Below are 20326 nucleotides of genomic sequence, written 5' to 3' on the forward strand. Positions count from 1 at the left end.
CGGCCTAGGCCCCGGTCTTGGGCAACCCCTTCACGCCCCCCTGGATCAGGGCGACCACGAAGTCGGCCGCGCCCTTGGTGTCGACGGGACGCCGCTGCAGCATCTTCTCGCCCACCTCGCGGGCGATGGCGATGCAGGCGGCCGCCAGGTAGTCGGGATCAGCGCCGGGCGCTCCGCCGCGGGCGATCTCGTCGACGATGGCCTGACGCACCTCGTTGAACACCGCGGTCATTTCCGGGGTCTCACCGTGCACATGCGGGAAGGGCTCGTCCGGCGGGCGGCGCGCGAGCCAGCTCTGATGCTCGTCGGCCAGGAAGCTGAAATAGGCCTCGATGGCGGCGCGGACGAAGCTCTCCCAGTCGGCCGACTGGGCCCTCTGAGCCTTCAGCAGAGGGGTGAAGCGCCGGGCGCCCTCGTCGGAGAGGGCGACATAGACCTCGTCCTTGGAGCGGTAGTAGTTGTAAAAGGTGCCCGCCGCGAGGCCGGTGCGGCGGATGATGTCGCGCACGGTGCAGGCCTCGTAGCCCAACTCCCCGAACACTTCGCGGGCGGCGTCCAGAATGGCCTGGCGGTTCTGGACCTTGGTCTGCTCGCGCTTGCCGACCGGGAGATAAGCGACCTGGGACATCTCTTCCTGATTCAAAACCTGACGGGCGTCATACTAGACACTCGAAAGCCGCAGCGCCAACCTCGACGGCTTGGGGCGATCAGGAGGGCTTGGCCGCGCCCCAGGTGAGGATGGCGGTGGCGCCGCCGTCAGCCTCGGGCAAGGCCTGGATACGCATCGTGCGGTCACCGTCCGTGGCCGAGAACACCTTGGAACCGCCTTGGTCGAGGTCCATGCCGGTCTTCAGGCCGGCGGCGGCGGCGATGTCTCTGTAGCGCGCCATGACGGCGTCCGGCGCATCGCGGCTGGTGAAGCCAACGGCGCCGCCGATCTTGCCTGGCGTGGAGTCGCCCTGGGTGCAGAGGGTGATCTTGGCTCCCGGATAGACCGGCGCGTAGTCGGGCAGGCCCGCGCAGGAGATCGGCGCGGCGGCGGCCGTCTTGGTCTCGGCGGCGGGCTTGGGGCCGCAGGCGGCGAGGGCCAGCAGGGCGGCGGCGGCGATCAGGGTTTTCATGGGGCTCTCCGTAGGCGCCCAGGATGTCAGCCCCCGGCGAGACCCGCAACGCCGGGTGCGTCACAGGCGGCCCGACACTGGCCCCAGGTGGCCGGGCAGTCGTCCCCGCCGTCGCCGGACAGGCAGAAGTAATAGGACTGGGCGCAGGACAGCCGGCACTGCCCCGCCTGGCCCGCCACCGGCGTGTCGGAGAGGGTGCGGAGCGGGATGAAGCTCTGGGCCAGGGCCGCGGCTGCCGTCGCGGCCACGGGGCTTGTGGCGTCTGACGCGTCGGCCGTGTCGGCCGAGAGCAATCCTCGCAGGACCGGCGCGGCGGTCGGGCCGGGGGCCTGCTGCGCGCCGGCTGGACTGGCCAGGGAGAGGGTCAAGGCGAAGAGGGCGAGGAGGCGGCGCATGAGCCATCCTCGCCCATCCTCCTTAAGACCTGGTTAACCATAAGGGGGCGAGAGCGACTCGCAGTTCCTCCCCCGGAGAGGAAGGAACTGCGAGCACTTCACACCGTCCGCGCGGCGCGGTCCTTGGCGTTGGTCGCCTGGATGGACTCCCTGGCTTCAGTCCACTGGTCGTCGGTCCAGGCGCGCAGGCTCGAGAAGTTGCCGCCCGAGGCCTGCCAGGCGGCGCCGTCGATGGCGATGGTCTGGCCGTTCACATAGGCTGACAGCGGATGCAGCAGATAGACCGCCAGGTTGGCCAGTTCGCGCATCTCGCCGACCCGGCCCATGGGGTTGCCGGTGCGGCTGGCCTCGCCGTCGTTGCGCTGCTGGCCTGGGTTGAGCCGGGCGCTCATCCCCTCGGTGGGGAAGGGGCCTGGCGCGATGTTGTTGAAGCGGATGCCATAGGGTCCCCACTCGACGGCCAGGGACTGGCTCATGGTGGCCAGGCCGGCCTTGGACATGGCCGAGGGCACGGTGAAGGGGCCGCCGTTCCAGATCCAGGTGGTGAGGATGGAGACCACCGAGGCCTTCCTGCCTTCCTCGATCCAGCGCTTGCCGGCGTCGAGGGTGACGAAGAACGAGCCCCGGAACACGATATTGGCGATGGCGTCGAAGCCGCGGGGTGAGAGGTCCTGGGTCCGGCTGATGAAGTTGCCCGCGGCGTTGTTGACCAGGCCGGTCAGCGCGCCGCCGTCGGACCAGATGGTGTCCATCATCTCGGTGATGGCCTCGGGGACGCGGATGTCGCAGGCGATGCCGACCACCTTGCCGCCGTGGGCGTCCATCAAGTCCTTGGCGGTGGCCTCCACGACGCCGCCGCGGCGGCCGCAGATATAGACCTCCGCGCCGAGGATCAGGCAGGCCTCGGCCATCACCTTGCCCAGCCCCGTCCCGCCGCCGGTGATCAGGATGCGTTCGCCCTTCATCAGGCCGGGCCGGAACATCAGGTCGTCTTGGGTCAGTTCGGCCATGGCGGCGCGCCTCCTTATCGTTGGAGCAAGTGCGCGCCGCTGACGCCGGGTCGGTCAAATGAAAAGGGGGACCGCCTCGCAGCGGTCCCCCTTCAGACGCCCCTTTGGAACTTAGAAGCTTAGAACTCTTCCCAGGTGTCGTCGTCGGCCTGGGGTTGGTGGGCCAGGGCGGTGTTTCCGCGGCTGACCGGAGCGTGGTGTTGCGTGACCTGAGGCCGGTGGGCCGGGGCGTGGCGCGCCGGAGCGGCCTGGACGCGAGCGGCCTGAGGCGCGCCGCTGACCCGGAAGCGGCCCACCAGGCGGGCCAGTTCCTCGGCCTCGTCGGCGAGGACGCGGCTGGCGGCGGTGGACTCTTCCACCATGGCCGCGTTCTGCTGGGTCACCTGGTCCATCTGGTTGACGGCGGTGTTCACCTGGCCGAGGCCAAGCGCCTCTTCCTTGGCGGAGGCGGCGATCTCGCCCACCACGTTGGAGATCTCGCCGACCTGGCGAACGATGCGTTCCAGCGCCTTGCCGGTCTCGTCGACCAGGCCCACGCCCTCGGCGACCTGTTGGGTCGAGGCCGAGATGAGCGCCTTGATCTCCTTGGCGGCTTCCGCGGAGCGCTGGGCCAGGGCCCGAACCTCGGAGGCGACCACGGCGAAGCCCTTGCCGGACTCCCCGGCGCGGGCGGCTTCAACGCCCGCGTTCAGGGCCAGCAGGTTGGTCTGGAAGGCGATCTCGTCGACCACGCCGATGATCTGGCTGATCTTGTTGGAGCCTTCCTGGATGTTGTTCATGGCCAGGACGGCCTTGCGCACGATCTCGCCGGACTGTTCGGCGTCGGTCTTGGCCGAGGCGGTGGCCTCGCGGCCGTGAGTGGCGCCTTCGGAGGTCTTGTTGACGGTGGCGGTGATCTCGTCGAGGGCCGCGGCAGTCTCTTCCAGGGTCGCGGCCTGGTGCTCGGTGCGGCGCGACAGGTCGTCGGCCGAGTGGCTGATCTCGCCGGCGCCGGACTGGATGGAGGCCGTCGCGCTGGCGATGGCGGTCATGGCCTCTTCCAGCTTGGCCACGGCGGCGTTGAAGTCGTCGCGCAGCTTGCGGTAGTCGCCGGGGAACTCAGTGTCGACGCGATAGGTCAGGTCGCCGGAGGCGAGCGCATCCAGGGCGCGGGCCAGGTTGGTGACCACGTTGGCCTGTTCCTCGGCGATGGCCGCGGCGGCCTCGGCGTTCTGGCGGCGGGCGCTTTCCGAGGAGGCCTCGGCCACCTCGTGCTCCTGGCGCAGCTTCTCGAGATGCAGCTGGTTGTCGCGGAAGACCGTCAGGGAGGAGACGATGGCGCCCAGCTCGTCCTTACGGGCCAGGGCGTCCAGGTTGATGGCGTTGTCACCGCGCGAGAGGGCCTCAGTGGCGCCGGCGATCTTCTTGACGTCGCGGCGCAGGGTCAAGGTCAGGCTCATGGCCAGGGCGCCGGCGATCAGCAGGGTGGCGAGCGCGCCCACCAGGGTGGCGGTCTGAGCGGTCTTGGCCCGCGCGGCGCTGGCGGCCGCGTTGGTGTCGGTGACCTTTTGCCCGGCCTCCACGATCTTGTGGAGGGTGGCGCTCATCTTGGCGTATTCCTCCTCGAAGGGCGCCGCGAAGCCGGCCGCGGTGCCGAAGTCGGCTCCGATCATGGCGCAGATCACGTCGAGCGCGTCGCGGGTGTTCTTCAAGGCCTTGATCAGGTCATCATAAGACTTCTTCTGATCGGCGGGGGCCGTCTTGCGGGCGGTCTCAACCTCCTTGGTGATGGAGTCGACCTCGGCGAGCATGGCCTGGGACTCGCCCTCGATCTTCTCGACCTCGATGGAGGCGGCCTGGTGGGTCAGCAGGAAGTAGAGCTGGCCGTGAACAGCGGTGATCCGTTCCGAGACCTTCTGCATTCGTAGGCTGTTGGGCATGTCCACCTGCACCACCTGCCGCAGCTCGGCCGATTGGGCGCGTTGCAGGATGATGGCTCCGGTGGCCAGGCAGGCCAGCATGACCAGTGCGAAAGCGGGCGCGAAGCCGATCTTGATGATCAGCGGCGTATCCACGAGCCTGAAGCGCTTCACTGTATATTCCCCCCGTAAAACACGGTTAGCGACTCGGTCACCATGCCTTCAGGTTGCTAACCAAACGTCACCGAAGTGGGGACAAATGCGATTTCTGGCGATCTCCAAACTATAGAGACTCCAAAATCGCCCCTTAGGTATTCATCATTTCTTAACCATGAATATGACGCGCCGCATCAGACTCTCTTAACCCGACTGGTTCATCCTCAAACTGTCCAAATCTAGAAAGGAGTGGGGCATGAAAAATATCTTCAAGATCTTGGGCGGTTGCGCCCTGGCTCTCGCCGTCGCCGGTTCGGCGTCTGCTGGGAGCTTCGAGGACAGCATGGGCCGTTGCCTGACGAAGAACGCTAACACGCGGGACGCGGCGATTGTCATGCTGGAATGCACCGCTGACGCCGGCAAGCTCTCGGGCTGCAAGGTGCTCGAGGACAGCAAGCCGAACAAGGGCTTCGACAAGGCCGCGCTCTGCGTCGCCGAAGCGCTGCCGATGGGTTCGAAGACCGGCACCGTCAAGGTTCCGATGCGCTTCCCGGGCGGCGGCTAAACCCGCAGCCCCAAGAATTCTTATTCTTGCAAATTCACGCCCTCGGCCTTCCGGCCGGGGGCGTTTTGTATTGCGGAGCCAGGCCGCTTCTTACCTGTTCACCCGCGAGATCAACTCCATCGCGGCGGCCGGCGCGCGCACCTTGCCTTCGTGGATGAAGTAGCTGAACACGTCGACCGGTTGTTCGGCAGGCGCGGTGCGGTCGATGGGGGTCAGATCGTCGGGGCAGCGGCCTTGCGCGTACTGCGTGAACCGCCGGGCCCACTTGTCCAGGCCCTCGGGGTCGTAGCCGGTGGGGATATCGTCGGAGCCGTCGATCAGGCGCGCATAGACGAAGTCCGCCGTCACGTCGGGGATCATCGGATAGCGGTCGTTCTCCGAGACGCAGATGGCCACGTTGCGGTGGCGGCACATCTTCACGAAGGCCAGGTCCACGAAGCTGGAATTGCGGACCTCCACCACGTGCCGAAGCTTCAGGCCCCCATAGGTCTTGAGCAGCAGGTCGAGGAAGGCCTCGAAATCGGCGGCATCGAACGTCTTGGTGGGCATGAACTGCCACAGGATCGGCCCCAGCCGATCGCCCAGCTCGACGATCCCCTGACCCAGGAACTTGGCGATGGACTCGCCTGCCTGGGCCAGGATCTTGCGGTTGGTGCAGAACCGCGAGGCCTTCAGGGAAAAGACGAAGCCCTCGGGCGTCGCGGCCTTCCACTTGGCGAAGGTCTCGGGTTTCTGGGACGAATAGTAGGTGGAGTTGATCTCGATGGAGGTCAGGTGGCGGCTGGCATAAGCGAGCTCATCGGCCTGCTTGAGGCCTTCGGGATAGAAGACCCCGCGCCAGGGCTCGAAGGTGAAACCCCCGATGCCGGCCCGGATGTAGCCCGCCTGCGCCATGCGCCCTGTCCCCTACTTGCGCGCCGCGGCGGTCTTGTCCCGCTCGGCCTTGAACTCAGACCCGGCCTTCCATTCCGGCCACTTGCGGGAATTGGCGATCTGGGTCCCCAGCACCAGCAGCATGTCGGCGTTGCGGGCCGCGCCGGAGAGGTCCCAGTCAGGGGAGTATTCGTCCGCTGGCTGATGGTACTTTTCGGTGGTGTAGGCCTTTTGCAGCGCCTCGCCGCGGGCCTTGCCGCCGTTCACCAGGTCCTGGCCGCCGCCAAAGGAGATGGCCGGCACACCACGCTTGGCGAAGGAGAAATGGTCGGAACGGAAGAAGCTGCCCGCGCCCGGACGCGGGTCCGGGCTGTAGGTCATGTTGTAGCCCTTGGCGACCTCGATCAGATCGTCCTGCAGGGTCAGGGGCGCGTCCCCCGAAGTGCCGAAGTCCTTGGACGGACCGTAGATCGAGGCGCCGTCCATATTGATGTTGGCCACCGTCGTGCCCAGGGGATAGAGCGGATTGGCGGCGTAGTACTCCGATCCCAGCAGGCCCTTTTCCTCCGCGGTGACCGCCAGGAACAGCATGGAGCGCTCGGTGCGCGGCTGGGCGGCGGCGGCGCGGCCGATCTCGATCAGCATCGCCGTCCCCGAAGCGTTGTCCAGGGCGCCGTTGTAGATCCGGTCGCCCTTGGCGTCGGCCAGGCCGACCCCCAGGTGATCCCAGTGGGCGGTGTAGACCACCTTGTCCTCGGGATGCTTGGTCCCGGGCAGCAGGCCCACGACGTTCTTGGAGACGATCTTCTTGGCGTCCACCGAAATGTCGGTGGAGAAGGTCACGCCGGTCAGGGCGACCGGCTTGAAGTCGCGGGTCTGGGCGAGCTTCTTCAGGGCTTCGAAATCAAGGCCGGCCGACTTGAAGAGGGCGACGGTGGGGTCGCGCTGAATCCAGGCCTCGATGGGAGCGTGATCCTTGGTCGGATCCTGGCGGATGATGTCGAAGACGGTGTTGGTGTTGGAGTTCTTGACCGTGTTCCAGCCATAGGAGGCCGGCGCGGTCTCGTGGATGACGATGAAGCCCACGGCGCCCTGGCGCGCGGCCTCCTCGTACTTATAGGTCCAACGGCCGTAATAGGTCATGGCCTTGCCGCCGAAGTCGCCCTCGCCGGTCTCGAAGTCGGGATCGTTGACCAGGACGAGCGCGATCTTGCCTTTCAGGTCATAGCCCTTGAAGTCGTCCCAATTGCGCTCGGGCGCCTTGACGCCGTAGCCGACGAAGACGACCGGAGCGTCCTTGACCGAGACCTGGGCGACGCCGGTCTGCGGCGCGCGGATGGCGACCTGATCACCCTGGGTCCAGGTCTGGACCTGGCCGCCGACCGTGACGCTGACCTTGATGGGATCCTTGTTGTCGAACTGGGCCAGCGGCACGTCCTGGGTCCAGGCCCGCTTGCCGTCCTTCTGGAGATCACCGCCCGGTTGCAGGCCGACGGCCTGGAACTGCTCGGTCAGGTACTTGACGGTCTTGACCTCGCCGGCGGTTGCGGGACCCCGACCCTCGAAATCGTCGGAGGCCATGATCTGGATGTGGTCGGCGAGCTTCGCGGCGCTGACGCCGGCCGTGGCGGGAAGGCCAAGGGCCAAAACAGCCCACGCGGACGCGCCGGCCAGGAGGAATTGTTTCATGAATGCACTCGGGCAAGGACCAATTTGCCCGGGACCCTAGCGAGGCCGGTGCGCAGACGCTAGAGCGACGCGCCCAAAACCGCTTGGGCGACGAGGTCGTTCGACCTTGAACGATTATTCGAAAATAAGTGTGGCAGATGCGTCCCATTCACCATGTGGGCGGCTGTTTGTAACGCCACTGCAATTTTGGCGACCGGTTGCTATGATCAAGGGAGCTTCAGCTAACCGCGTCGCGCCTCCCCAAAGCCGATACACTCGGCGGCGATTCGCGGTCTGACAACGACAGAGATCATGCGCCCCGCCACATTCGTAGCCGGACTGGCCTGTCTGACGCTCGCCGCGTGCGCGTCCGCACGCAAGGCCGATATCGCCCTGCCGACCGCTTTCGAGGCGCCGCAGGCCGGGTCGTCGGCGCTCGACGCCGCGGCGCTCGACCAGTGGTGGGTCCAGTTCAACGACCCGGTGCTGACCACCTTGATCGACGACGCCTTGGCCCGGGCGCCGGACGCGCGGACGGCCGCGGCCCGCCTGCGGGAAGCCCGCGCCACCGCGTCCAGCGGCCTGCTGGGCTTCCTGCCCCAGGGCAATGCGTCGGCCACGACCCGAGAGACGAACACCACCCAGACCGCGGGCACGGCGGTCAATATTCCGGGCTTCTCCAGCGAGGGCGAAAGCAGCGCTTCCAGCGCCACCTTCAATGTGAGCTGGGAGGTCGATCTGTTCGGCCGGATCTTCGCGGTGGCCAAGGCGGCGCGCGGGGACACCAGCCAGGCCCAGGCGAGCTACGAGGGTGCGCGGGCCAGCCTCGCGGCCAATATCGCCGACACCTATTTCCTGGCCCGCGGCCAGGCCATCCAGCTGGAGGATGCGCGCGAGACGGCCCGTATCCAGCGGGGCCTGCAGCAGGTCGCCAATGTCCGGGCCGAACGGGGCCTGGGCTCTTCGTCCGAGGCGGACCGCGTGGCCGGCGACCTGGCCCAGGCCGAGGGCGCCGCCGCCAGTCTTGAAGCCGAGTTGAAGGCCACGCGGCGCACCCTGCTGGTGCTGGTCGGCCGCGGCGTCGATCCCCTGGCCAGCATCCCGACCCCCGCCAGCGTCGGCCAGATCCCGCCGGTTCCGGCCGCCGTCCCCGGCCAGCTGCTGGCCCGGCGTCCCGATGTGCGCCAGGCCGAGGCCGCCGTGCGCTCGGCCGCCGGCCGGCTGACCTACGCCAAGCTCGCCTTCTTCCCCACCTTCACCCTGACCCCTGGCATCGGCCTCTCGCGCAGCGAACAGCCGGGCTTTGAGTCCAGCACCCGCAACTGGTCGATCGGAGCCGGGGTCACCCAGCCCATCCTGTCCATCCCCCGGCTGCTGCAGGAGCTGAAGGCCCAGGACGCCCGGACCGAGCAGGCGGTCATCGCCTATGAGAAGGCGGTGCAGACCGCCTATGGCGAGGCCGACAGCGCGCTCACTCGCCTGGACGCCGATCGCCGCCGCGTCGGCCTGCTGGCCGACGGCGAGGTCCGAGCGGCGCGAGCCTATGAGGCCAGCCGCGTCCGTTACGCGGCCGGCATTGACGACCTGACCGCCGCGCTTGGGGCTGAACAGTCCTGGCGCAGCACCCGATCGGCGCTGACCAGCGCGCAGGTTCAAGCCCTGCGCCGCGCCGTCCAGACCTACAAGGCGCTCGGAGGCGGCTGGCCCGCCACCCCCGTGCTCGCCCAGCAAGAGGCACGCTAGACGTGACGAGATCCGCCACCGCCCTCACCCTCGCCCTGGTCGCGACCTTCGCCCTTGCCGGTTGCGGCAAGAAGCCCGCGGTCAAGGAGAGCGACACCCAGCGCGCGCGCGCCGTCCGCGTGGTGAAGGTCGAGCCGCGGCAGATCATCGGCTCGCTCACCGCCTCGGGGGTCCTGACGCCGCGCGAGGAAGCGGCCGTCCTGCCCGAGATCACCGGCTACCGGGTGGCCAGGGTTCTGGTGGACGCCGGGCAGTACGTCCGCGCCGGCCAGACCCTGGTTCAACTCGACGGCGCCCTGATCGCGTCCCAGGTGGAACAGCAGGGGGCGCTGGCCGCCCAGAGCGCCATCCAGGCCGAGCAGGCCGAGGCCCAGGCCGCGCGCGTGAAGGGCCTCGACGGCCAGGGCGTGCTCTCTCAGGAACAGCTTGACCAGCGGCGCTTCCAGGCCCGCGCCACCCGCGCCACCGCCAACGCCCAGGCCGCCGCCTATAAGGACGCCCGCACCCGCGCCGGCAAGCTCGCGGTCACCGCCCCGGTCTCCGGCCTGGTGCTGGAGCGGAACGTCCGTCCGGGCGAACTCTCGGCCGGGGGCGCGACCCCGTGGTTCCGGATCGCCCAGGGCGGCGAGATCGAACTGCTGGCCGAACTTTCCGAAGAAGATCTGTCCCGCGTGCGTCCCGGACAGCGCGCCAGCGTCGTGCTCTCCACCGGGACCAGCGCCGAGGGTGTGGTGCGTCTGGTCTCGCCGCAGGTGAACGCCCAGTCCAAGCTCGGCACGGTGCGTATCCGCCTGCCGGTTCGCTCTGACATCCGGTCGGGCGGCTACGGTCGGGCCTTGTTCGCCGACGCCGTGGGCCAGAGCCTGGCTGTGCCGGAGACCGCCGTGCGCTACGACGCCGACGGCGCCAGCGTGATGGTGGTGGGCGCGGACAACCGCGTGAAGCGCGTCACGGTGCAGACCGGGTCGCGAGGCTCGGGCCTGGTCTCCCTGGTCAAGGGGCCGCCGGCCGGCTCCCGCGTGGTGCTGAACGCCGCCGCCTTCCTGCTGGACGGTGACATGGTCCGACCGACCGAAGGTCCCGTGCCCACGCCCAAGCCCGCGAGCGCCAAGAAATGACCCCGTCGCCGCAAGTTCACGACGACGGAGGCAACTTCCAGATCTCGTCCTGGGCGATCCGCAACCCCGTGCCGGTGGTGGTGCTGTTCATCGCCCTGATCCTGGCGGGGATGATTTCCTACGGCGGGCTGCCGGTGAAGCAGTTCCCCAACGTCCAGTTCCCGATGGTCAACATCACCGTGACCCAGTCGGGCGCGGCGCCGGGCGAGATCGAGACCCAGATCACCAGGCCGGTGGAGGACGCCATCGCCGGCATCTCCAACGTCAAGAACATCTATTCCACGGTGACCCTGGGGGTCTCCACCACCAATGTGGAGTTCGAGCTTGGCGAGGACCTGCAGAAGAAGACCGACGAGGTCCGCTCGCGCATGGACCAGACCCGCGCGGTCCTGCCGCGCGAGATCGATGAGCCGACGGTCACGCGGGTGGAGTTGGATAGCCAGCCGATCCTGACCTACGCCGTGGCCGCCCCGGCCATGTCGGACGCCGAGCTGTCCTGGTTCATCGACGACACCATCGCCCGCGAACTGCAGACCGAGAAGGGGGTCTCCCAGATCTCCCGCGTCGGCGGCGTGAACCGGGAGATCAACATCCTCATCGACCCCGACCGCATGGCGGCCCGGGGCCTGACCGCGCCGCAGATCAACAACGCCCTGCGCGCCTTCGACATCGACGCCCCCGGCGGCCGGGTCGCTGTGGGCGGTCGCGAGCAGACCCTGCGGGTGCTCGGCGCGGTCAACACCCTCGACGCCCTGCGCGCCATGACCATCCCGACCGGCGGCGGGCGCTATGTGAGGCTCACCGACGTGGCCCAGATCGGCGACGGCTCCAGCGAGGTGCGCGGCTTTGCGCGGCTGAACGGCGCGCCGGTGGTGGGCTTCCAGGTGATGAAGACCCGGGACTCCAGCGACGTCGGAGTCGACGACGCCGTGATCAAGGCGATCGCCAAGCTGGAGCAGACTCACGAGGGGGTGACCTTCACCCGCATCTTCTCGTCGGTGGACGAGACTCGCGCCAGCTTCCGCGCCACCCAGCACGTGCTGCTGGAGGGCATGCTGCTGGCGGCCATCGTGGTGTTCGTGTTCCTGCGCGACTGGCGCTCGACCATGATCACCGCCTTCGCCATGCCGGTCTCGCTGATCCCCACCTTCTTCTTCATGAACCTGTTCGGGTTCTCCCTGAACGTCGTCACCCTGCTGGCCCTGACCCTGGTGGTGGGGATTCTCGTCGATGACGCCATCGTCGAGATCGAGAACATCGAGAAACGGGTGGCCCAGGGCATGCGGCCCTTCCAGGCCGCCCTGCAGGGCGCCGACGCCATCGGCCTGGCGGTGGTGGCCACCACCATGGCCATCGTCGTGGTGTTCATGCCGGTCAGCTTCATGAAGGGCATGGCCGGCCAGTTCTTCCGGGAGTTCGGGCTCACGGTCTGCGTGGCGGTGCTGTTCTCCCTGGTGGTGGCCCGCCTGCTGACGCCGCTGATGGCGGCCTACCTGCTGAAGCCAACCAGCCACCCGGTGGAGCGCAAGCCCTTCGAGGGTTTCTACCGCAACGCCCTGGAATGGTCCCTAGACCACCGGATCGTCGCCTGCATCCTGGGGGGCGTGGTGTTCGTGGGCTCGCTGTTCCTGGTTCCCATGCTGCCGCAGGGCTTCCAGCCGGCGGGCGACCCCGACTACATCTATGTCGACCTGCAGGGTCCGCCCGGCGCCACCGTCGAGGCCATGGAGGATGTCGCCCTGCGCGTCAGCCGGGTGTTCGAAGGCCGCCCCGGCGTCCGCGCCGTCTTCGCCCAGGTGGGCTCCACCGCCAGCGGCGGGGGCCCCGGCTTCGGCGGATCAGGCGGCGGCAGCGACCTGCGCAACGGCACCGTCACCGTCCTGCTGGATGAGCAGCGGAGCATCAGCGGCGACGAGCTGAAGGCCCAGACCCGCCAGGCCCTGCGCGAGGTGCCCGACGCCCGCATCACCTTCATGGACTTCCAGGGATCGGCGGGCCTGCAGGCGATCCTCGCCTCCAACGATCCGGCCGCCCTGACCGCGGCTTCCGCAGAGCTTGAAAAGCAGATGCGGACCATCGACATCATCGCCGACCCACACGCCTCGGCGCCGCCGGTCGGGCCCGAGTTGATCGTGCGCCCGCGGGGTGACGAGGCCGCGCGCCTTGGCGTTTCGGTGGACACTATCGCCCAGGTGGCTCGTGTGGCCACGGTCGGCGACATCGACGCCAATGTCGCCAAGCTGACCGCCGGCGAACGCCGCATTCCCATCCGCATCCGCATGCCCGCCGATGCGCGGGCCGACCTGGAGCGGATCAAGTCCCTGCGTGTGCCCACCGTCTCGGGCGGCACCACGACCCTGGACGCCGTGGCCGATGTCAGCTTCCAGGCCGGTCCCGCCAAGATTGACCGCCTGAACCGCAAGCGCCAGCTGACCATCCAGGCCGAGCTGAACGGGGCGGAGCTGGGGGACGCCTACAAGCGTGTCCAGGCCCTGCCGATCATGAAGAACCTGCCCGCGGGCGTGACCCCGGCCGAGACCGGGCAGCTGGAGGCGCAGCAAGAGCTGTTCGGCTCCTTCGGCCTGGCCCTCTTCGCTGGGGTGGCGATGATCTACGGCGTGCTGGTGCTGCTGTTCCGCAGCTTCTTCAAGCCGGCGGTGATCCTCACGGCCTTGCCGCTGTCCTTCGCTGGCGCCTTCCTCGGCCTGTTGATCTTCAACCTCTCGCTCTCGATCCCCTCGCTGATCGGTTTCCTGATGCTGATGGGCCTGGCGGCGAAGAACTCCATCCTGCTGGTGGAGTACGCCATCGAGCGGGAGCGCGAGGGCATGCCCCAGCGCGACGCCATCCTTGAGGCCTGCCGCGAGCGGGCCCGGCCCATCGTCATGACCACCATGGCCATGGCGGCCGGCATGCTGCCCACCGCCTTCGCCCTGGAGAAGGGCGCGGAGTTCCGTCAGCCCATGGCCGTAGCGGTGATCGGCGGCCTGATCACCTCGACCCTGCTGTCCCTGGTGCTGGTGCCGGTGGTTTACGAACTGGTGGACGACTTCGAGATGTGGCTGCGCCCGCGCCTGGCCAGGTTCATCACGCCGCGCGAGGCGCCGGCGGTCGCCGCGCCTGAGGATCGGCTCTAGGTCTAGGCGGCCAGGACGCCCTGCAGCGCGGTGACCAGGACCCGGGTTTCGACGGGCTTGGGCACGCAGTCGTCCATGCCTGCTGAGAGGTATCCGCGGGTCTGCTCGGGTTGCACGCTGGCGGTGACCGCGATGATCGGGGTCTTGTCACGCCCCAGCTCGACCTCGCGCCTGCGGATGCTCGCGGTGGCGGTCACCCCGTCCATCTCGGGCATGTGGATGTCCATCAGTATGGCGTCCCAGGCCTTGGCTTCCCAGGCGGCCACGGCCTCGACCCCATTGACGACGCACTCGGCCGCCAGGCCCAGCTGTTCCAGCAGGGCGCAGAGCACCAGCCGGTTGGTGGCGTTGTCGTCCACCACGAGGATGCGCAGCTTGTCGTCCATCGGCGCGGCGGCCTGCGGCTCGGCCGGTGCGGCGCAGGCGGGCATGGGGACCTGAAGGGTGAATGTGGAGCCCACGCCCAGCTCGGTGATGAACCCTATGGTTCCACCCATAAGCTCCGACAGCTCCCTGCAGATCGCCAGGCCCAGGCCCGCGCCGCCGAAGCGCCGGGTCGAGGAGCCGTCGGCCTGGACGAAGCGGTCGAACATGGCCGCCTGCTGGTGCGGGGCGACGCCGATCCCTGTGTCTGTGACCTGCAGGATGATATCCTGGCCGTGAAGGGCGAAGGAAACACGCACCTCGCCGGCCACGGTGAACTTCAGCGCGTTGGAGAGCAGATTGCCGGCGATCTGGCGCAGGCGCGCGGCGTCCCCGAACCGCCATCCCCGGGCGGCGGGATCCAGGGTCAGGGTGAAGGCCAGGCCCTTGTCGGCGGCCAGCGCTCCATAGATCGCCGCCAAGTCGTCGGTCAGGCGATCCATGTCGAAGGGTTCGGGCAGGATCTCAAGACTGCCAGCCTCGATCCGGGAAATATCGAGCACGTCGTTGACGACGCTGACCAGGGCCCGGCCCGAGGCGCCAATGGTGGCCAGGTGTTCCCTCTGCGCTGAGGTGAGCTTGGTCCGGCCCATGATGTCCACGAGCCCAAGCACGCCGTTCAGCGGTGTGCGGAGTTCGTGGGCCATGGTCGCCAGGAATTCCGACTTGGCGTGACTGGCGGCCTGGGCCTGCAGGGCCAGGGCCTGAGTCTCCTCCCGACGCACCTCGGCCTCGGCCTCCAGGATCTCCTTCTGCAAGGCGGCGTCCCGGAAGGTGACGACGGCCTTGGCCATCAGACCGACCTCGTCGCGGCGTTCTATGGCGGGAATTGCGACCGAATGATCGCCCCCCGCCAGGCGGTTCATCACCGAGGTCAGCCGCACGATGGGATTGGCCATGCTGCGGCGAAGCGCCAGCCCCATCACCGCCGCGCTCAAGGCGGCGAACAGCACGCCCAGCGCCAGGGCCGAGCCCATCGCCCGCATGGCTTCGGCCTTGCGGGCAGCGCTTGCCTCGACCGCCCTCCGGCTCTGCGCCTGGATGGCTTCCAGGGCCTGCTCGGCGGGCGCGATGAGGTCATCGGCCGGGCTTTCCGGACCCACCATCCGGGCGGCGATGGCCCTGGTGGCCGGCACGTGGGCCAGCGCCATCGCGCGATCGACCGCTCGGTCGGTCCAGAGGTCGTGGGCCGACTGCGCCTCGTCTATCCACGCCTCCAGCGCAGGGTCCCCAGCGGCCAGCCGGTCCAGGTCAGCCATTCGGGCTTGGAAGTGCGGTCGGTGCACTTCGGCGATCCGCCGGGCGTAGAAGGGGTCGCCGGAAATGATGTAGCCGCGAAGGGAGGCTTCCTGGCGGGCCAGGGCGAAACGCGCGCTGCTGGCTATGACCGCCACCCGGTGCGCATGATTGTCGGCGGCGTCCGCCTGCTGGACCACGCGCAGGTTGATCCCCAGAACCACCCCCATGGTGGCGATGGCCGACAGGACCACGGCGAAGGCTAAGGTGAGTTTCCACGTGGCCGGGAGGTCGTTCAGGCGGCTGGCCAGGGACCATCCCGCTCCGCCTGAGCCTCTTGAATCGCGTTCGGCCACGAAGGTCCCCGTCCGAGCGCATCTGATGTGCGCGCTGAACGGCGACCTTGGCCATGGGCTCTCAACGCCGGGTTAAGGCGCAGCTTTACGCTGCGAGGCAAACCGCCGCATCGTCTTGGGGGCAGGCCCGGAGGTTCAGCCGTCGGCCAGGATGTCGGCGAACAGCGCCGGGTCCACATTGCCTCCCGACAGCACCAGGCCGGTGATTCCGTCGCCCCAGGCCTTGATCTTGCCGCTCAGCAGGGCGGCCAGGCCCACCGCGCCGCCGGGCTCCACCACCAGCTTCAGGCTGGAGAAGGCGTAGCGCATGGCTGCGGCGACCTCGGCGTCGCTGACCACGGCGATGTCGGCGACATTCTGCTGCAGGATCGGAAAGGTCAGCTCTCCGGGCGCCGGAGACTCCAGGGCGTCGCAGAGCGAGCGGGTGGTGGGCCTCAGGGTCTGTCGCGCGCCCGCCTGCAGGGAGCGCAGGGTGTCGTCGAAACCCTTCGGCTCCACGCCCACCAGGGCCGTGCTAGGCGAAAGCGCCTTCACCGCCGTGGAGATCCCCGCCATCAGGCCGCCGCCACCCACCGGCGACACCACCACGTCGAAGCCGACCCCGAGGGCCTTGGCCTGGTTCACCAGCTCCAGCCCGACCGTGCCCTGGCCTGCGATGATGTCCAGATCATCGAAGGCCGGAACGACCAAGGCGCCGCGCTGCGTGGCGATCTCGGCGGCGATCGCCACGCGGTCCTCGGTCAGCCGGTCATAGAGGCGGACTTCGGCGCCATAGCCGCGCGTGGCCTCGACCTTCACCGAAGGTGCGTCGGCGGGCATCACGATCAGGGCGGGAACGCCCAGCAGCCTGGCCGCCAGAGCCACCCCCTGGGCGTGGTTGCCCGAGGAGAAGGCGACAACCCCGGCCTTCCGTTGCGCGGCGTCCAGCTGGGCCAGCCTATTGTAGGCCCCCCGGAACTTGAAGGCGCCGACCCGCTGCAGGGTCTCGGGCTTTATCAGCACCCGGCGGCCCAGGCGGTCGTTCAACGCCGGGCTTTCGATCAGCGGCGTCTCCACCGCATGGCCGTGGATGCGCGCGGCGGCGGCCTGGATGTCGGCCAGGGTCACGGTCATTTGGCGAACACCATGGCGTCGTCGGCGAAGGCCTTGAACTCCAGCGCATTGCCGGAGGGATCGAGGAAGAACAGGGTCGCCTGTTCGCCAGGTTGCCCCTTGAAGCGGATCTGCGGCTCGATGACGAAACGGGTGTCGGCGGCCTTCAGCTTGTCGGCCATCTCCTCCCACTGGGGCAAGGTGAGGATGGCGCCGAAGTGGCGCACGGGAACGTCCTCGCCGTCCACGGCGCTGGTGGACCTGTGCCCCACCTCGCCCGGCGAAAGGTGAGCGACGATCTGGTGGCCGTAGAAGTCGAAGTCGATCCAGTCGGGGCTGGAGCGGCCTTCTGGACAGCCGAGCAGGCCGCCGTAAAAGGCGCGTGCCTCTTCGAGATCGCGGACGGGGAAGGCGAGGTGGAAGCGGGGCAGGGTCATGTTCGCCTCATAGACCCAAGGGCGCGGCCTGGCGAAGCGCCGATTTCCGCAGGCGCGCCTTGACGGCGGGGGCGCCTGGATGCTCTACACCCGACGAACACGACCCCGGTGCCCCAGAGGCCCGATCGCGGTTCCTAAAATCGGTCAAGTCCACCCGCCGAGTTGCCTGTCGAAGGGCGTGGTTGGATCCCCTCGGCGGGCTGGGAGATCGTATTCCATGGGCAATGTGACAGTTATCGGAGCCCAGTGGGGCGACGAGGGCAAGGGCAAGCTGGTGGACTGGCTGTCCAATCGCGCCGACGTCGTCGTGCGTTTCCAGGGGGGCCACAACGCCGGCCACACCCTGGTGGTGGGCAACCAGGTCTACAAGCTCTCCCTGCTGCCCTCGGGCGTGGTCCAGGGCAAGCTGTCGGTGATCGGCAACGGCGTGGTGGTGGACCCCTGGCACCTGCTGGAGGAGATCGCCAAGCTCGGCGGCCAGGGCGTGCAGATCACCCCGGACCTGCTGGTCCTGGCCGACAACGCCTCCCTGATCCTACCCCTCCACCGCGATCTGGACCAGGCCCGGGAGGCCGCGGCCGTCAACAAGATCGGCACCACGGGCCGAGGCATTGGCCCGGCCTATGAAGACAAGGTCGGCCGCCGCGCCATCCGCGTCGGTGACCTGGCCGACCGCGATGCTCTCGAAGCCAAGATCGACCGCCTCCTGGCGCACCATACGCCCCTGCGCCGGGGCCTTGGCCTGCCGGAATATGACGGCGCGGAACTGCTCGCGGCCCTGGAGGAGATCGCCCCGAAGATCCTTCCCTTCGCTCAGCCGGCCTGGCGGTTGCTGGACCAGATCGTGAAGTCGGGTAAGCGGGTGCTGTTCGAGGGCGCCCAGGGCGCGCTCCTCGATGTCGATCACGGCACCTATCCCTATGTCACCTCCTCCAACACCGTCGCCGGCCAGGCCGCCGCGGGATCGGGTCTCGGGCCCAAGGGGCCCGGCTATGTCCTGGGGATCGTGAAGGCCTATACGACCCGGGTCGGGGAGGGGCCGTTCCCCACCGAACTGTTCGACGAGATCGGCCAGCACCTGGGCACGGTTGGCAAGGAGTTCGGCGTCGTCACGGGCCGTCCCCGCCGCTGCGGCTGGTTCGACGCCGTCCTGGTGCGCCAGTCGGTGGCTTTGAACGGCATCGACGGCATCGCGCTCACCAAGCTCGACATCCTCGACGGCCTGCCGACCTTGAAAATCTGTGTCGGCTACAAGCTGGGCGACAAGACCTTCGATTACCTGCCGGCTGGTCTGAAGGCCCAGTCGGCCCTAGAGCCGATCTACGAGGAGATGGAGGGCTGGACCCAGAGCACTGCCGGGGCCACCTCCTGGAAGGATCTCCCCGCAAATGCGGTGAAGTATGTACGCCGGGTCGAGGAGCTGATTGGAGCCCCGGCCGCCATGGTCTCCACCAGCCCGCAGCGGGACGACACCATCATGGTGCGCGACCCTTTCCAGGACTGAGGAGAGCCAAGGCTCGCCGCGGCGGATCGTCGCGGCGAGCTACACTTGCCGTCAAGGCGATCTTTACGGACGGGCCCCATATTGGGCGGAGCGTTCCCAGGAGCCCCCGCACCCCGTGTTCAACGAAGAAGGCAAGCTCATTCAGCGCATGGTCCCCATGCTGCAGAGGGTGCTGATCGTTGATCCGGCGCCGGCCAGCGCGCGCCTGCTGGCTGACCTCATGCGCAATATCTCGGCCGGCCAGCTCTGGAACGCCCCGAATAACCGCAAGGGTCTGGAGGCCGCGGAGCTGGTCAATCCGCAGCTGATCTTCGTGGAGCTCTCCGGCGACAAGGTCGATGGCGTCGATTTCGCCCGCCGTGTCCGGCACAGCGAATTCAACTGCCGCCAGGCGCCCATCATCATGGTGACCGCCACCGCCACCGCAGCCGCCATCCTGGGGGCCCGCGACGCCGGGGTGCACGAATTCCTCCGCAAGCCTTACACCGCCAAGGACCTGCTGCGCCGCCTGGAGGCTGTGACCCTGCGGCCGCGAGACTGGGTGGAGGCGGTCGACTATATCGGTCCCGACCGGCGGCGGTTCAATTCCGGCGACTATACGGGCAAGCTCAAGCGCCGCTCCGACATCAAGACCACCCCGGACGCCGCGCGGATCACCCAGGCGCTGAAGATCCTGAAGTCCGCGGTCTCCGCCGTGGCCACCGACCCCAAGCAGGCCCTGCGCTCCATGCAGGCTCAAGGGGTGGATCTGCAGAAGGCCGCGGTGGCGGTGGGCGACCTGAAGCTCGTCACCACCGTGGCCGACTTCCAGCGCTACCTGGCCGGCGCTGCCGACCGTGGCGTGCTGATCCCGGAAGAGGTGGTCCGCAACGCCGCCCCCCTGCTGGCCCTGCTGCCGGCCGACGAGCTCAGCCGCAAGCCCTCCGACCGCGCCGTGGTGTCGGTCTAGGCGCAGCAAAAAGCCCTCCCCGTTTCCGGGAAGGGCTTGCTTGGTTCAGTCGGGCCGGATCAGGCGTTGACCAGGTTCCGTTCCTCGGCGGCGGTTCGCATCGACTTCTGCAGCTTCTCGAAGGCGCGGACCTCGATCTGGCGCACGCGCTCGCGGCTGACGCCGTACTCGGCGGCCAGTTCCTCCAGGGTCGACGGATCGTCCTTCAGCCGGCGCTCGGTCAGGATGTGGCGCTCGCGGTCGGTGAGCTCGGTCATCGCTTCCTGCAGCAGGCCCATGCGCTGGGTCCGCTCCTGGTTCTCGGCGACCTGGGTCTCCTGGCTGACGGAGGTCTCGTCCTCCAGCCAATCCTGCCACTCGCTCTCGCCGTCCACGCGCAGGGGCGCGTTCAGCGAGGCGTCGGGGCCCGACAGCCGGCGGTTCATCGAGATGACTTCCTCGTTCAGCACCCCCAGCTTGGTGGCGATCTGGGCCACCTGGTCGGGGTGCAGGTCACCGTCCTGGAAGGCGCTGATCTGGCTCTTGGCCTTGCGCAGGTTGAAGAACAGCTTCTTCTGCGCAGCCGTGGTGCCCATCTTCACGAGGCTCCAGGATCGCAGGATGTACTCCTGGATCGAGGCGCGAATCCACCACATGGCGTAGGTC

General features: G+C 68.3%; 17 protein-coding genes. 6 read left to right on the forward strand and 11 right to left on the reverse strand.

Annotated features, from left to right (window positions below; genetic code table 11):
• Window positions 1-4 precede the first annotated feature (4 nt).
• The 5 genes from Q7T09_RS16705 to Q7T09_RS16725 all read right to left on the reverse strand — a co-directional run bounded on the left by Q7T09_RS16705 (window position 5) and on the right by Q7T09_RS16725 (window position 4598).
• Complete coding sequence (locus Q7T09_RS16705) at window positions 5-628, reverse strand: TetR/AcrR family transcriptional regulator (RefSeq protein ID WP_304701237.1); 624 nt, start codon at window positions 626-628, stop codon at window positions 5-7.
• A gap of 79 nt (window positions 629-707) precedes the next feature.
• The gene (locus Q7T09_RS16710; RefSeq protein WP_304701238.1) at window positions 708-1121 is read right to left on the reverse strand and encodes a hypothetical protein; all 414 of its coding nucleotides are present in this window, start codon (window positions 1119-1121) and stop codon (window positions 708-710) included.
• A 26-nt stretch (window positions 1122-1147) separates the two neighbouring features.
• On the reverse strand, window positions 1148-1516 hold the full coding sequence (locus Q7T09_RS16715) for a hypothetical protein (protein WP_304701239.1): 369 nt from the start codon (window positions 1514-1516) through the stop codon (window positions 1148-1150).
• A 98-nt stretch (window positions 1517-1614) separates the two neighbouring features.
• The gene (locus Q7T09_RS16720; protein WP_304701240.1) at window positions 1615-2526 is read right to left on the reverse strand and encodes an SDR family oxidoreductase; all 912 of its coding nucleotides are present in this window, start codon (window positions 2524-2526) and stop codon (window positions 1615-1617) included.
• 119 nt (window positions 2527-2645) lie between these two features.
• The gene (locus Q7T09_RS16725; RefSeq protein WP_304701242.1) at window positions 2646-4598 is read right to left on the reverse strand and encodes a methyl-accepting chemotaxis protein; all 1953 of its coding nucleotides are present in this window, start codon (window positions 4596-4598) and stop codon (window positions 2646-2648) included.
• Window positions 4599-4836: 238 nt separating this feature from the next.
• On the opposite strand from Q7T09_RS16725, the gene Q7T09_RS16730 reads away from it, so the two are divergent.
• Window positions 4837-5145, forward strand: a complete 309-nt coding sequence (locus tag Q7T09_RS16730) for an energy transducer TonB (protein WP_304701244.1) — start codon at window positions 4837-4839, stop codon at window positions 5143-5145.
• Between the two features lie 90 nt (window positions 5146-5235).
• On the opposite strand, the gene Q7T09_RS16735 is transcribed toward Q7T09_RS16730, so the two are convergent.
• The gene (locus Q7T09_RS16735) at window positions 5236-6039 is read right to left on the reverse strand and encodes a DUF72 domain-containing protein (protein WP_304701245.1); all 804 of its coding nucleotides are present in this window, start codon (window positions 6037-6039) and stop codon (window positions 5236-5238) included.
• A 12-nt stretch (window positions 6040-6051) separates the two neighbouring features.
• A complete protein-coding gene (locus tag Q7T09_RS16740) occupies window positions 6052-7707 on the reverse strand; it encodes a M28 family metallopeptidase (protein ID WP_304701247.1) in 1656 nt (551 codons plus the stop codon).
• 291 nt (window positions 7708-7998) lie between these two features.
• On the opposite strand from Q7T09_RS16740, the gene Q7T09_RS16745 reads away from it, so the two are divergent.
• The 3 genes from Q7T09_RS16745 to Q7T09_RS16755 are packed head-to-tail and all read left to right on the forward strand — an operon-like array spanning window position 7999 to window position 13684.
• Complete coding sequence (locus tag Q7T09_RS16745) at window positions 7999-9429, forward strand: TolC family protein (RefSeq protein ID WP_304701249.1); 1431 nt, start codon at window positions 7999-8001, stop codon at window positions 9427-9429.
• A 2-nt stretch (window positions 9430-9431) separates the two neighbouring features.
• A complete protein-coding gene (locus Q7T09_RS16750; RefSeq protein ID WP_304701251.1) occupies window positions 9432-10547 on the forward strand; it encodes an efflux RND transporter periplasmic adaptor subunit in 1116 nt (371 codons plus the stop codon).
• Entirely contained in the window at window positions 10544-13684 is a 3141-nt protein-coding gene (locus Q7T09_RS16755) for an efflux RND transporter permease subunit (protein ID WP_304701253.1), read from the forward strand. The genes Q7T09_RS16750 and Q7T09_RS16755 overlap by 4 nt, the downstream gene beginning before the upstream one ends.
• 2 nt (window positions 13685-13686) lie before the next feature.
• Here Q7T09_RS16755 and Q7T09_RS16760 read toward each other — a convergent pair whose 3' ends face one another.
• The 3 genes from Q7T09_RS16760 to Q7T09_RS16770 all read right to left on the reverse strand — a co-directional run bounded on the left by Q7T09_RS16760 (window position 13687) and on the right by Q7T09_RS16770 (window position 17228).
• Window positions 13687-15699, reverse strand: a complete 2013-nt coding sequence (locus tag Q7T09_RS16760; protein WP_304701255.1) for an ATP-binding protein — start codon at window positions 15697-15699, stop codon at window positions 13687-13689.
• Window positions 15700-15834: 135 nt separating this feature from the next.
• On the reverse strand, window positions 15835-16812 hold the full coding sequence (locus Q7T09_RS16765) for a threonine/serine dehydratase (protein ID WP_304701257.1): 978 nt from the start codon (window positions 16810-16812) through the stop codon (window positions 15835-15837).
• Entirely contained in the window at window positions 16809-17228 is a 420-nt protein-coding gene (locus tag Q7T09_RS16770; protein ID WP_304701259.1) for a VOC family protein, read from the reverse strand. Before Q7T09_RS16770 ends, Q7T09_RS16765 begins: the two co-directional genes overlap by 4 nt.
• A gap of 217 nt (window positions 17229-17445) precedes the next feature.
• On the opposite strand from Q7T09_RS16770, the gene Q7T09_RS16775 reads away from it, so the two are divergent.
• Both Q7T09_RS16775 and Q7T09_RS16780 read left to right on the forward strand, forming a co-directional pair.
• Window positions 17446-18732 (forward strand): adenylosuccinate synthase, encoded by a 1287-nt coding sequence (locus Q7T09_RS16775; RefSeq protein WP_304701261.1) that lies wholly within the window; start codon window positions 17446-17448, stop codon window positions 18730-18732.
• 115 nt (window positions 18733-18847) lie between these two features.
• Entirely contained in the window at window positions 18848-19681 is an 834-nt protein-coding gene (locus Q7T09_RS16780) for a two-component system response regulator (RefSeq protein ID WP_304701263.1), read from the forward strand.
• 59 nt (window positions 19682-19740) lie between these two features.
• On the opposite strand, the gene Q7T09_RS16785 is transcribed toward Q7T09_RS16780, so the two are convergent.
• On the reverse strand, window positions 19741-20326 hold a 586-nt coding region (locus Q7T09_RS16785), incomplete at its 5' end, for a sigma-70 family RNA polymerase sigma factor (RefSeq protein WP_304701264.1).

This window comes from Phenylobacterium sp. (genome assembly GCF_030645195.1).
Taxonomy (GTDB): Bacteria; Pseudomonadota; Alphaproteobacteria; order Caulobacterales; family Caulobacteraceae; genus Phenylobacterium.